Source organism: Sphingomonas sp. BAUL-RG-20F-R05-02 (genome assembly GCF_022662305.1).
Lineage (GTDB): Bacteria > Pseudomonadota > Alphaproteobacteria > Sphingomonadales > Sphingomonadaceae > Sphingomonas.
In genome coordinates this window covers 263,233-276,834 of the sequence record NZ_JAKNQH010000001.1, presented here as the reverse complement: position 1 = coordinate 276,834, position 13,602 = coordinate 263,233, and the positions used below count along the sequence as shown (strand labels likewise).

Genomic DNA, 13,602 nt, shown 5'->3' with positions numbered 1-13,602 from the left:
CGCTTGTCCCTCTATGTCGCGCCGTCGTTCCCGGGGGAAGCGGCTTCGTTGCTGCAAATGCTTTCAGCGGCGCAAGGCTGCATTGCCCCAACCGATCATCGGCGGCCGGCCCGTACCGCCACTTGCGGCGACCGCGACGAGTTCGACGATGTTCGCACCCGCCACGTTCGCATCAATCGGCTGCGGCGCTTGTGCCGGCGTGACCGAAACCTCCCGCACCAGCTTGCGATCCGCATAGACGCGGAAGCGTACCGACCGCTTGCTCCCGAGCACCACCGGAATGGCGACGAAGCGGCGGAAGTCGCCACCGGCGCGCAGCTCGATCCGGGAGTTCGCGAAAAGGCCGATGCCATGCGTGAACGCCTTCCCCGCAGCCACAAGCGGCGTTCCGTCCGGCGCATTGGCGATGCGGGCGGGGAACTTCCCCATCGCCAACGCAGTCTCAGGCGTGAGACCGTCGGCGGCGATGTTCACGCGCGCCGGCATCTCGTCGAGGAACGTCGTGGATGGATCGGCAGGCCTGCCGGCGACGCGCAACAGCACGGAGCCGTGCGCGGGCAGCGTCGCGGTGATCGTATCGGTGGCAGGCTCGCGGTCCGCCTTTGCCCACACATCCCGCACGGTGGCGCTGCTGCCGGGCGCGAAGCCGAGTTGCGCCCAGGTGACGCGCGCCGTCACCGGCTGCGCGCCGCGATTGAGCAACGCAACCGCGCGCTGGCCAGTACCGGAGAGCGTCCGCACCACCGTCATCGCATCACCGTCGCGGTACGGCACGCCCTGATTGCCAGCGGCGTCCTGATCGATCGCGATCATCTCGGTATTGCCGACCAGATCGAGCAGCGCGGGCGGGGCATTCCGCAGATCGAACCCGAGCAGCAGCGGCGCCGCAGCGATCGCCCACATCGTGACGTGGCTGCGGGCCTCGGTCAGGTGATGCACGTCGAAATCGCCGTGACCGACCGCGAGCATATCGGGATCGTTCCAATGGCCCGGGCCAGCATAGAGCGCGCCGTCGACCACGCTGTCGAAATTGCCGAGCATGCTTTTCCACGTGAACTCGACATCGGGACTGGTGCGCCACAGATTGCCCCGCACATGCCCCCAGATCGGCGACAGCGCCTCGCCCCAGGCGCAGATCGACAGCGTGGCTGCGTCCCCGCCGAAGCGGTGCGCCGCCTCGCCCAGCGTCGCGTAGAGCGCCTCGACCGCGCGCGGATCCGATTTGGGAATGTCGCCGCGCACGATCATCGGTGCGAACGCCTGATAGTTGCCGGACGTGACCGGAGGATCGACGGGCGTGTAATCCGCCACCCCGCAGGCATCGATCTTCACATAGTCGAATTTCCAGTCGGCGAACATGGTGCGCATGTCCTGCTCGGCATGGCCGAAGCTGCCGACCTGCCGTTCGGCGACGGTTCCTTCCGGTAGATTCGAGCTGTCGGCGTCCCATCGCTGCGCACAGGTGTCGCGGCCGATGTCGGTGTATAGACCTGCCTTCAGACCGAGGCCGTGCAGGAAGCCGGTGAACGGCAGGAAAGAGCCGGTATCGCTGCCCGTCTTGCTCGACGGGAACATGCTGTCGCGAATGCGCAGGCGGCCGTCCGGCAGGCGCTTCAGCGCCCAGCCGTCGTCGATGTTGACGTAGGTGTAACCCTTGGCGGCGAGCCCGGTGGTGACCAGCGCCTGCGCCGATGCGCGGACCTTTGCCTCATCGACATCGGTTCGAAACGCATTCCACGGGTTCCAGCCCATCGGCGGGGTTTGCGCGGCTCTGCTCGGGTAGACGGAGAAGCGGCCCGATGGTTCGAGCGGGGCCACCTGCGCCAGCGCCGGTTGTGCCGTGATGGTGGCGACCGAAAGCGTGATCGCGGCGCGAATATGTCGCGTCCTCGGCAATGTATGCGCCATATTCACGATGTTCCTGTCGGCTACGAAGCTATTTTGGAAGGCAAACGCATTACGTGCGGAGGCGACCGGCGATCTAGCGCCCGCTACGGATGGCACGCGAACGCGAATCGATGTTGACGATGCTATCAGCGATTTTGTGGTAGCGCTACATAACGAAGCTATAGGCGCTTATCGAGCTCCCCGCCGACGATACCAAGCGGGTTAACGCAGCACTGTAACCGTTCAGCAACAACTTGCAAGTTTCGTTTTAAAGCGTTTGACAACTTTGTTTCGTGCGCGTTAGCAAAGCGCAACAAAGCGATCGTCTGAATTAGAGTTCCGGCGGTTGTATCGTGAAATGGGAGGACGGAACATGGGCAACGCGAAAACGTGGCGGAATGTGGTTTGCACGGGTATCAGCTTCACGGCGCTGATCGCAGGATCGCAGGCGATCGCGCAGACTGCGCCGACGACCGAGCAGCAAGGCCCGGTGGCGGGCGCGCCGACCGATCAGGTCAACCTCGGCTCCACCATCCAGTCCGGCCCCGGTGGCACGAGCGACGCCACCAACGGCGACGCCACCGCAACGCAGGCAGGCGCGGGCGGACCCGACATCGTGGTACGCGGCGTGCGCGGCAGCTTGCTGCGCTCGATCGATACCAAGCGTGATGCCTCCACCATCGTCGACGCGATCTCCGCCGAAGAACTCGGCAAGTTCCCCAACCGCAACGTGGCGGAAGCGCTCTCCAACATTCCCGGCGTGACGGTGGGTCGTGACGGGCGCGGCGAGGGCCGCAGCGTGACGGTGCGCGGGCTTGGCGAGAACTTCGCGCTCACCACCCTTAACGGCCGCGTGCTGCCGACCGACGGCCCCGACCGTTCGTTCGCGTTCGACGTGCTCCCTTCCGAAGTCATTTCCGGCGCGGAGATCCAGAAGGCGGCGCAGGCGTCGCAGCTCGAAGGCAGCGTCGGCGGCAATATCGACCTGCGCACCGCGCGGCCGTTCGATCACAAGGGTTTCCACGCCGCCGGTTCGCTGGAGGGCCAGTACAACCAGTTCGCGGAGAAGGGTGGCATCAAGGCGTCGGGCGTGGTCAGCACCACCTTCGCCAACGATACGATGGGCTTCCTGATCTCGGGCACGTACAACAAGTACAAGTTCCGCACAGACAACCTCGGCGAATATTCCAGCAACGACGTGTACGACATCGTCACCAGCCCTGGCGGCCAGCGCAGCGTCATCAATGCGCCGGGCGGCGCGGGCGGCGTGATCGAGCCGTATTTCTACAGCGTCGGCTATGTGCTGGGCGAGCGCCAGCGCTGGGGCGGATCGAGCGCATATCAGTGGAAGCCATCCGACCGCTTCGAGCTGCGTGTCGACGGCATCTACAGCAACTATACCGATACCGAGCATAACCACCGCGTCTCAGTCGGGCTAACCCCGTTCGATAACGACGGCAACGTCCGCTACGATCTCAACAACGTGCAGATCGACAAGAACAAGGTCCTCACCAACTACACCGTCAACGATGCGACGATCGACGTGCTGTCCACCGACGAGCCGCGCAACTCGATCACCTATCAGCTTGGCGGCCATATCGACTGGAAGGCGACCGACCGCCTGACCGTCAACGCCGACGTCGCGTATGGCAAGGCCACCAACAACACCGGCGGGCAGGATCGCTTCGTTGTTGCGGGCATTCCGGGATCGCGCGCTCAGGTGGCGACGCGCAGCAACGGCCTGCCCGATCTGATCCTCACCATTCCCAATGCCGATGGCACCGTCACCAACCGCACGCTCGACCAGGCCGGCAACGACGACCTGCGCGCGCATTATATCGGCATCCAGGGCCAGAACATCGCCGACCGTAGCGCCGCCGCCAAACTCGACCTGCTGTACGACGCGGACAACGGCCTGCTCCGCTCGATCGCATTCGGTGGCGCGTATAGCGACCGCAAGAAGACCGTCGATGTGATCGACAACCAGTACACCACCGCCAACAATTTCGGCGGCTATCCGTTCGCCTTCTCGCAGATCGGCGCGAACGTGGTGCAGCCGCCCGAGTTCACCAACATCCTGCCCAACGTGACGGGTAATTTCCCACGGTCGATCCCGGCGTTCGACATCAACACCTATCTGTCGTCGCTACAGAAGGCGGAGAACAACCCGAACGTCATCAATCCCAACACCGGCCAGCCCTATCCGACCGGCTATGCCACGCAGCAGGTCGTGCCGGATCAGCTCGCATCCTATGCGATCACCGAAAAGACGTGGAACGCCTATGCGCAGATCAACGTCGGCGGTGACCGGTGGAAGGGCGACTTCGGCCTGCGCTACGTCAACACCACGGTGAACTCGCTGGGCTACGGCACCACCGTGCGCAGCTATCAGGTGGTCGGCGTCGGCACCGCCAACGTGGTGTTCAACCCGATCGCGCCGATCACCGGCGGCGGCAGCTACCAGCGGCTGCTCCCTTCGGCGAACTTCTCCTACGATATCGCGCATGGCTTCCGCGTCCGTCTCGCCGCGTCGCAGGCGATCTCGCGGCCGACCTTCGGGCAGTTGTCCTCCGCCAAGGATTATTCGGCGGCGCAGTCTAATACGCCGGTGGTCACCGATGCGGGCAACCCGAACCTGAAGCCGGTATCGGCGGATCAGGCGGACATCTCGCTCGAATATTATCCGAACCGCAGCATCGCGCTGACGCTGGCCGGCTTCTACAAGCACCTCACCAATTTCGTGACGACGCGCGCGGTGCCGTTCACGCTGACGCCGACCAACCAGGTGGCGGGTGCCCCGGCGAACTTCCCGTTCACCGAGCTGACCTATGTCAACGGCGACAGCGCGACCGTGTACGGTATCGAGGCGGGCGCCCAGTATTTCCTGGAGAACGGATTGGGCTTCCAGGCCAACGCCACCTACAACCGGTCACGCGCCAAGAGCGAGGGGTTCCCGACCACCGACTTGCAGGATGCGGTGCCCTTCTCGGCCAACGCCAAGATCTTCTACGAAAAGCACGGCATCAACGCATCGGTGTCGTACCAGTATCAGTCGAGCTTCACTTCGTCGCAATACAGCTACATCAACACGCTGGCGATCAAGCAGCGGCCGTATCACGAACTGGCGGGCAGCATTTCGTACGACATCCTGCCGCAGCTGACCGTGTACGTGCAGGGCTCCAACCTGCTCGACAGCGCGACGCAACGCTATTCGACCTATAATAACGTACCGGCCTTCTACGAATACACCGGTCGCGCGTTCTTCTTCGGCGTGCGCGCGCGCCTCTGATCCGTCTGCCCCTCCCCAGCCCCGCCCGCCCGCGCATCCCCATGCGGGCGGGCGGCAACGATCTTCACGGCTATTGCGACGCCATGGCAACGTTGCCTTGCGAGATGGGTTAAAGCCCAGGACGGCGCCTGCGCCGCCATTCGCAAGGACTTCAGCCCGTGTCAGACGCGTCGCTCACCCATTCACCACCGGCGCCAGCAGGCCTCACCTCCGTGCTGGAACGCAACATGCATCGCATGGAAGAACGGCGCGCGAACGAGGAGCGCCACGCCACGGTGTCCGAGCGGGTTTCGGATGCGATCACGCGGTTCGCGGGCAGCATGACGTTCGTCATCATCCATGCGCTTGCCTATGGCGCATGGATCGCGGTCAACCTCGGCACGGTACCGGGGGTGCGGCCGTTCGACCCAAGTTTCGTGGTGCTGGCGATGGAGGCCAGCGTCGAGGCGATCTTCCTTTCCACCTTCGTCCTCATCAGCCAGAACCGCATGATGGGCGCAGCCGCCAAGCAGGCCGATCTGGACCTTCAGATCAACCTGCTTGCCGAACATGAGCTGACCCGTCTCGTCACGCTGGTCGATGCGATCGCGCGCAAGATGGAAGTCAACGTGCTGCCCGATGCGGAAGTCGACGAGATAAAGCAGGACGTTTCGCCCGAAGCGGTCCTGGACGGGTTGGAGCACGACACGCCGCGCGACTGATCTCGCTGCGGCATAGACCCGGAAGCACCAGCATATCGATACAGATCAGACCGCGAAACCATCCGGCGGTATGTCCGTTTGAACGCGGACCCCTGGGAGATGCGGATGTCGAACTCTGCGGCACATCTGGACAAGTTCGTTTCGAAACTGAATGCGCTCAATATGCTGACAGCAGAGGAGGTCGCTGCGATACAGGCGCTACCGCTTCGTTTGCAGTTGGTCCGGGCGCGGACCTCGATCGTGACAGAGGGTCAGATAATCTCGGAATGCTGTGTCCTGGTCGAAGGGTTTGCCTGCCGTCACAAATTGGCAAACGACGGTGGCCGGCAGATCGTCTCGTTCCATATCCCCGGCGATATCCTCGATGTTCAGCACCTGCTGTTCAATCGTGCCGACCACAACGTGCAGACGATCACCGACGCGACGCTGGCGTTCGTGCCGATGGACGCGATGCGCCAATTGACCGACCATCGGCCGGAAATCGCCCGTGCCTTGTGGAGGGACTGTCTGGTCGAAGCATCGGTGTTCCGCGAGTGGGTGCTCAACGTCGGGCGGCGCAGCGCGAAGACCCGCATCGCCCACATGCTGTGCGAGTTCGCCGCGCGGGCGGAGGCCGCCGGCATCGGATCACCCGCACATTTCTCGTTGCCGATGACGCAGGAGGATATCGCCGACGCAACCGGGCTGACGGCCGTGCACGTCAACCGCATGTTGCGTGAATTACGCGAGGAAGGCGTGATCGAGCGCGAGGGCCGGCAGATCCGGATCGCCGATTGGCCGAGAATGAAGCGGATCGCCGACTTTTCACCTGCTTATCTGCACATCGCAGCTTGAACGGGTCTTCTCGAGGAAAGCGTTCCCGGCGCAAGGCCGGGGCTAAATTTCACGTCCGTAGACACGGCATAATCGGCTGAGAGATGAGAATGGCTCGCTATTACATGAATCTCCACGAATGCGGGGTGGTGACGGAAGACCTCGAGGGCGTCGATCTTCCGGACGCCAGCGCCGCTGCGGCGAACGCGATGATCGCCGCACGCGACGTGATGGCCGGCGAGGTAAAGAGCGGCGCGTTGTGCCTGTCCTGCAAGATCGTCGTGCTGGATAAAGACGGTCATCAGGTCGCCGAAGTGTACTTCCGCGACGCGCTGAACGTCAGCGGCCTATAGCATTTTGGCAGGGGCCAAATGGCTAGGGATACGGGCGGCACCCGATCGATGACGCGGTGCCGATCCGTCGGATGAGCCGTCCGCCGTGCCCCCCCCCCCCTGTTAGCCCTCACCGTCCTTTGCCGGGCAGCACCTCGCGCACGAGTTGCCGTGCGGTTTCCGCCATTACGTGCACCGCGCCCTCGTCGCCCTTCATGATCGAGGACATGAAGGTCTTGGCCTGCTCGAATGTGAGATGCGGCGGGAACGGCGCGACCTCCGGATCGGTCTTCACCTCGAGCACGACCGGCCGATCGGACGCCAGCGCCTGCGCCCATGCGTCCGCAAGCGCCTCGGGCGTGTCGACGTAGATACCCCGCAGCCCGATCGATTCCGCGAACTTCGCATAAGGCACGTCGGGCAGATCCTGCGTGGTCGCGAAGCGCGGGTTGCCCTCCATCACGCGCTGTTCCCACGTCACCTCGTTGAGGTCCTGATTGTTGAACACGCACACGACGAAGCGCGGATCGGCCCAGCGCTGCCAGTATTTCTGCACGGTGATGAGTTCGGCCATGTTGTTCATCTGCATCGCGCCATCGCCGACCAGCGCGACGACCGGGCGCGTCGAATGCGCGAACTTGGCGGCGATCGCGTAGGGCACCGCCGCCCCCATCGAGGCGAGCCCGCCGGACAGCGAGCCGCGCTGGCCCTTCTTGACCGCATAATCCCGCGCATACCAGTTGGCGCACGAACCCGAATCCGACGTGACGATCGCGTCGGCAGGCAGCAGCGGCGACATTTCCCAGACGACGCGCTGCGGGTTGACCGGATTGGCGTCCGCCATCGCCCGCGCCTCCAGCGTCTTCCACCAGTCGCGCACGCCGGCGGCGATGCCGTCCTGCCAGTCGCGATCCGTCTTACGCTCCAGCAACGGCAGCAGCGCCTCCAGCGTTTCCAGAGCATCGCCGTGGAGGTTGACGTCGACCGGGTAGCGCAGGCCGAGCATCGCGGGGTCGATATCGATCTGCACCGCCTGCACCGCGCCGTCCTTGGGCAGGAACTCCGACCACGGGAAGCCGGTGCCGATCATCAGCAATGTGTCGCAATCCGCCATCATGTCGGACGACGGCTTGGTGCCGAGCAGCCCGATCGCACCGGTCACGAACGGCAGATCGTCGGGCAGCACGTCCTTGCCGAGCAGCGCCTTCGCCACGCCCGCGCCGAGCGTTTCCGCCACCTGCACCACCGCATCCGCCGCCTCGCGCGCGCCCGCGCCGATCAGGATCGCCACCTTCTTGCCGGCGTTGAGGATATCGGCGGCGCGTTGCAGGTCGGCGGGATACGGCACGACGCGCGGCGCGGTGTAGCCGGTGCCCGAGCGGGTGAAGCCGTGCGCCTGCTTCGGCTCTTCCCATGGCAGGTCCTGCACATCCTTGGGCAGGATCAGCACGGTCACGCCATTGCGCGCCTTCGCGATCCGCAAGCCCCGGTCGACCATGTGGCGGACCTGCGCGGGGACGCTCGCCTCCTGCACGAAGTTGGCGACATCGGCGAACATGCGATCGAGGTTCAGTTCCTGCTGGTAGCTCGCGCCGCGCACCGAAGCTTCCGCCTGGCCGGCGATCGCGAGGACCGGCACGTGATCGCTCTTGGCGTCGTACAGCCCGGTGATGAGGTGGGTCGCGCCGGGGCCGCCGGTCGACAGGCAGACGCCGAGTTCGCCGGTGAACTTGGCATGCGCGGTGGCCATGAACGCCGCCATCTCCTCGTGCCGGACCTGGATGAAGTCGATCCCCTCACCCGCCTTCTCGGCGCGTTGGAGCGCGCCCAGCACACCGTTGATGCCGTCGCCGGAATAGCCGAAGATCCGGGTCACGCCCCAATCCTTCAGCCGTTGCACGAAGAAGTCGCTGGTCATCTCGGTCATGTGGTTTTCCTGGCGTGCTGCAATTTGGACGGTGGTGGAAGGCTGGCCGGTCTCAGGTACCGGGCGCTGCCACTACAACCCTGCGTGCCGTCGGGCGTTCCAAGCCGCCGGACGAGGCGCCCGAGGCACGCGATTCCTTAGCCGACATGACTTGCGCGGCACCCGGCGCGCTCATATCCAGTGGCCGATGAACCACCTTGCAAAAACCTTGATGCGAACCGTCGCGCTTGCGGCGATCTCCCTGTCCATGCCGTCGGCCATCGCGCTCGCCGCACCGACGCAAGCGGTGCCGGAGGGCATCCTGCCCGATGCCGCCACGCCGAGCGCCTATCGGCTCGACCTAGTGGTGCAGCCCGACCAGGATCGCTTCTCAGGCCATGTCGAGATCGACGTGACGCTGAAGGCGCCGACCAGCAGCCTGTACCTGCATGGCCGCGAGCTTCACGTCGCCAGCGTCAAGGCGCGCGGCGGCGCGGTGCAGACGACCGCCACGTACACACAGGTCGATCCGCTCGGCGTGGCGCGGGTGGACTTCGCCAAGCCGCTTCCGGCCGGCAAGGCGACGTTGGTGTTCGATTATGACGCACCGTTCGGTGCCGGTCCCGCCGGCCTGTATCACGTCAAGGTCGGCGACCAATGGTATGCCTGGACCCAGTTCGAGTCGACCGATGCGCGCGCCGCCTATCCAAGCTTCGACCAGCCCGGCTACAAGACGCCGTTCACCGTGTCGCTGACCACCCGCCCCGGCCTGACCGTCTACAGCAACGCGCCGGAAACCGGCAGCACGCCGTCTGCCGCCGGGGGAACTGCCGCGATGGTGACGCATCGCTTCGCCCCGACCAAGCCGCTGCCGACGTACCTCGTCGCGTTCGGCGTCGGCCCGTTCGCGAGCGTGAGCGGAACCGCCGCGCCGACGCCGGAGCGCGCCACGCCCATGGCCGTGCGCGTGATCGGCACGCAGCCCAACAAGGACCAGATGGACTTCGCGCTCCAGAACACCGGGCCGATCGTCGGCCTGCTGGAACGGTATTTCGGGCGCCCCTTCCCGTTCCCCAAGCTCGACCAGATCGGCTCGCCGGTGATGCCCGGCGCGATGGAGAACGCCGGCGCCGACACCTACGGCGACAGCCTCTTGTTCCTGAACAAGGGCGCTTCGACCCGCCAGAAGCAGGCGTTCGGCATGGTCGTCGCGCACGAACTCGCGCATCAGTGGTTCGGCGATCTCGTCACCCCCGCCTGGTGGGACGACATCTGGCTGAACGAAAGCTTCGCCAACTGGATGGGCTACCGCATCGGCAACGAATGGCGGCCCGATCTCAAGATCGGCGTCGGCGCGATCGACGAAGCGTTCCGCGCAATGACCATCGACGCGCTGAAGGCCGGCCGTCCGATCCATCAGCCGATCGTCAACAGTGGCGAGATCGACAGCGCGTTTGACGCGGTGACCTATGGCAAGGGTGGCCAGGTCGTCGGGATGATCGCCTCCTATCTTGGCGACGAGAAGTTCAAGGCGGGCGTGCGGTTGCACCTGAACCGCCACGCCTACGGCAACGCCTCGACCGAACAGTTCTTCGCTTCGCTGGCGGAAGCCGCGCACGATCCGCGCGTGCTGACCGCGATGAAAAGCTTCGTCGACCAGCAGGGCGTACCTGTCGTTCATGTCGCACGCGGTGCCGACGGCGCGCTCACGCTGCAACAGTCGCGCTACGCGATGCTCGGCAGCACGCTTGCGCCCGAGCGCTGGTCGATCCCGTTCTGCTACCGGATCGGTACTGCGCGCAATTGCACGCTGCTGACCGGCGCATCCGCGACCATCCCGGCGGCCGGGCCAGGCGCGATCATGCCCAACGCCGGCGGCACCGGCTATTATCGCTTCTCGATGGCCGACCCGGACTGGCGCGCGCTGATCGCGACGTCGCCGACGCTCGCGCCGGGCGAGGCGCTGGCGACGATCGACAGCCTGTGGGCGGGCTATCGCGCGGGTGAGGTGTCTCCGACGCTGCTCGTCGCCGCTGCCAAGGCGATGATGGCGAACCCGTATTCCGGCGCGGCGACCGCAGGCGGCCACCGCCTTGCCGAGCTGCGCGCGCACGGCATGGTGCCGGACGCCGCGCTGCCCGCGTATCGCAAGCTGATGGCGAGCCTCTATGCGCCGACGCTCGCGCGGCTCGGCTTCAGCCCGAAGGCCGGCGCCTATCTGAGCGAAGACCCGGACCAGCAGAGATTGCGGACGGAGACGGTCGCGCTGCTCAGCGGCGAAGCGATGGACCCGGCCGTGCGTAGCCAGCTTTCCGCTGCCGCGACCGGCTACCTCGGCGGCGACAAGACCGCACTCGATCAGTCTTTGTACGAGCCGGCGTTCGGCGCGTACCTCGACAGCGGCGGCGAAACCGCGCTTGCCAAGCTGTTCGCACAGGCGGCGACCAGCGACGACACATTGTTCCGCGACGCCGCGATCCGCGCGCTCGGCGGCACCGGCGATGTCGCGACCGGCACTTGGCTGATCGCGCACCTCGACGATGCGCGCTTGCGCCCGAGCGACCGGCTCAGCCTGCTGCGCGGCATGACCAGTGAGCCGGCGACGCGCGATCGCGCGTTCGACTGGCTCGTCAGCAATTACGACATGTTCGTGAAGGGCAACGGCATCTTCACCGCGTCCTCGCTGCCGGCGATGGGCACCGGCTTTTGCTCGGTCGAAAAGGCGGCGATGATTGAGACGGCGATGCGGCCCAAGGTCGACCAGTACAAGCGCGGCGGCCTGTCGCTGGATCGCACGGTCGAGCAAGTCCACGACTGCGGCGTGCTGAAGCAGGCCCGTGGCAGCGAGCTGACCACCGCGCTGATGGCGGGATAAGCGGACGATCACCCGACTCGCGAGCGGCGTCCCGGTATCCCGGTGGCGCCACTCGCGACGGAGCCAGTCACGCGATCGGCGCGAGCCCGTCCATGATCGCGGTGAGCGCCAGCGCGGTTTGCAGTTCCATCGCGCTGTGACCGGCGTTGGTCCTGACATATGTCACCGGCGTCGCCCCCACATCCGCCAGCGCCTCGATCAGACGCGAGGCCTGCGTCAGCGGACAGACCTGATCGAAGCGCCCGTGGACGATGTGGATCGGCAGGTGCGCGATGCGGCCGACGTTGCCGAGGATGTAATCGGGTTCGAGGAACAGGTGGTTGGCGAAGAAATGCGCCTCGATCTGCGCGAACGAGAGTGCGAATTCGGCATAGCCGTATTTGCCGGGATCATCGTCCTGCGGGATCATGTTCGAGATTGTCCCCTCCCACACTGACCAGGCCAGCGCCGCGCGAAGCTGGCGCGCACGGTCCTCGTCGCTGGTCGGCACGGCGTCGAAGATCGCCTTGTACGCGTGCATCATGTCGGTGCGCGCATGCAGCGGGATGACCTCGACGAACGCGCGCCATTCATCGGGATAGGCGACATAGCTGCCCGGTGCGGTCATCGCGAACGGCGCCTCGGCAAAGGTCGCGGCGTTGCCCTGGTACATGTACTCGAGGTCCTGCCGAGCGCCGATGAAGATGCCGCGCAGCACCAGCGATGCGACGTTGTGCGGATGCCGGATCGCATAGACCAGCGCGAGCGTGCTGCCCCAGCTTCCGCCGAATACATGCATCGGCCCGGCGATGCCGAGCGCGTCGCGAAGCGCGTCGATATCGTCGACGAGATGATCGGTGGTGTTGCGAACCAGCGCGACGTCCGGCCCGGCCTGCGCGACGGTCGGCTCGCTCCTGCCGCAGCCGCGCTGATCGAACAGGATCACGCGGTACCGCTGCGGATCGAAAAAGCGCGACATCACCGGCGAACACGCACCCCCCGGGCCGCCATGGAGGAACATCACCGGTTCGCCCGCCGGGTTGCCGTATTCCTCCCAATAGAGCCGGTGGTCGGGTGCCCGATCGACCTGAAGATACCCGCTGCGGTTCGCCGGCCGCTGCGGGTATTTCCAAGCATCGCCGACGGTGCTGGCGTGCTGAAGCGCCGAGAAATCGATCATGTCCGTGGTCCTCGTCTCGCCCGCTCGACCGGGTGCGGCATCGCTCGTATCGGTCATTGTTGACCGCTGTCAAAAACAGCCCTCGCGGTGGAGCTAGCCGGGGTGCGGGCGCGCAGCGGAGCCCAGACTTTACCGGATGATTGTGCGACGAGTTTGTCAGCGGGGCCCATCAGCCCGCCGGCCCATCGCGCAACTCGGGAAACAGCCGCTCGACTTCACCCTGAAGATCGCTCGTACCGTGGAGCAGTTCGTAGTGGTCCAGCAGCGCCTTCACCAGCCGCGCCCGGTGCGGACCGATACCCGGCAGGGTCTCGAGCCCCGGCAGGTCGGCGTCGTCCAGCCGATCCGCCAGATCGCCGAGTGTCCGGTAGCCTGCGTTAATAAGGCACCGGCGCAGCCCCGCCGGCAGTACCGAACGGCTGACCAATAGGTCTCGGTCAGTCGCGTGCGGCATCGTCGCCCGCACCCGCGTCCGCCCGGCCTTCTCGCGCTTTAACGATCGGCGGACAAGGCCGAGCTGTGCGGAAGAAAGCTGCAAGCGGCGGCCGATCTGCCGATACGACAGGCCGTCCGCACGTAACCTGCGCGCTTCCTCGATATTCGCGGCAGCGTGCTGCGACTGGCTCAGCACGGGCGGCCA

General features: G+C 65.6%; 9 protein-coding genes. 5 read left to right on the top strand and 4 right to left on the bottom strand.

The features are described 5' to 3' along the window. Positions 1-63: 63 nt before the first annotated feature. Positions 64-1,908 (bottom strand): NPCBM/NEW2 domain-containing protein, encoded by a 1,845-nt coding sequence (locus tag L8F97_RS01255; protein WP_242146185.1) that lies wholly within the window; start codon positions 1,906-1,908, stop codon positions 64-66. Positions 1,909-2,260: 352 nt separating this feature from the next. Between L8F97_RS01255 and L8F97_RS01250 the strand changes: the two genes are divergently transcribed. The 4 genes from L8F97_RS01250 (at position 2,261) to L8F97_RS01235 (ending at position 7,043) form a co-directional block, all read left to right on the top strand. Then, positions 2,261-5,176: a TonB-dependent receptor gene (locus tag L8F97_RS01250; RefSeq protein WP_242146184.1), complete on the top strand. Its 2,916-nt coding sequence runs from the start codon at positions 2,261-2,263 to the stop codon at positions 5,174-5,176. A gap of 158 nt (positions 5,177-5,334) precedes the next feature. Continuing rightward, on the top strand, positions 5,335-5,877 hold the full coding sequence (locus L8F97_RS01245; protein ID WP_242146183.1) for a DUF1003 domain-containing protein: 543 nt from the start codon (positions 5,335-5,337) through the stop codon (positions 5,875-5,877). A 105-nt stretch (positions 5,878-5,982) separates the two neighbouring features. Then, positions 5,983-6,711, top strand: a complete 729-nt coding sequence (locus L8F97_RS01240; protein WP_242146182.1) for a Crp/Fnr family transcriptional regulator — start codon at positions 5,983-5,985, stop codon at positions 6,709-6,711. Between the two features lie 89 nt (positions 6,712-6,800). Further along, complete coding sequence (locus L8F97_RS01235; protein WP_242146181.1) at positions 6,801-7,043, top strand: DUF6894 family protein; 243 nt, start codon at positions 6,801-6,803, stop codon at positions 7,041-7,043. A gap of 109 nt (positions 7,044-7,152) precedes the next feature. On the opposite strand, the gene L8F97_RS01230 is transcribed toward L8F97_RS01235, so the two are convergent. Further along, positions 7,153-8,949 (bottom strand): thiamine pyrophosphate-requiring protein, encoded by a 1,797-nt coding sequence (locus tag L8F97_RS01230; protein WP_242146180.1) that lies wholly within the window; start codon positions 8,947-8,949, stop codon positions 7,153-7,155. A 187-nt stretch (positions 8,950-9,136) separates the two neighbouring features. On the opposite strand from L8F97_RS01230, the gene L8F97_RS01225 reads away from it, so the two are divergent. Then, positions 9,137-11,803 carry a M1 family metallopeptidase gene (locus tag L8F97_RS01225; protein WP_242146179.1) on the top strand — a complete coding sequence of 889 codons (2,667 nt, stop codon included), beginning with the start codon at positions 9,137-9,139 and terminating at the stop codon, positions 11,801-11,803. A gap of 67 nt (positions 11,804-11,870) precedes the next feature. Here L8F97_RS01225 and pip read toward each other — a convergent pair whose 3' ends face one another. Beyond that, on the bottom strand, positions 11,871-13,019 hold the full coding sequence (pip, locus tag L8F97_RS01220) for a prolyl aminopeptidase (protein ID WP_242146178.1): 1,149 nt from the start codon (positions 13,017-13,019) through the stop codon (positions 11,871-11,873). A gap of 112 nt (positions 13,020-13,131) precedes the next feature. Further along, positions 13,132-13,593: a hypothetical protein gene (locus L8F97_RS01215; protein WP_242146177.1), complete on the bottom strand. Its 462-nt coding sequence runs from the start codon at positions 13,591-13,593 to the stop codon at positions 13,132-13,134. Positions 13,594-13,602 lie beyond the last annotated feature (9 nt).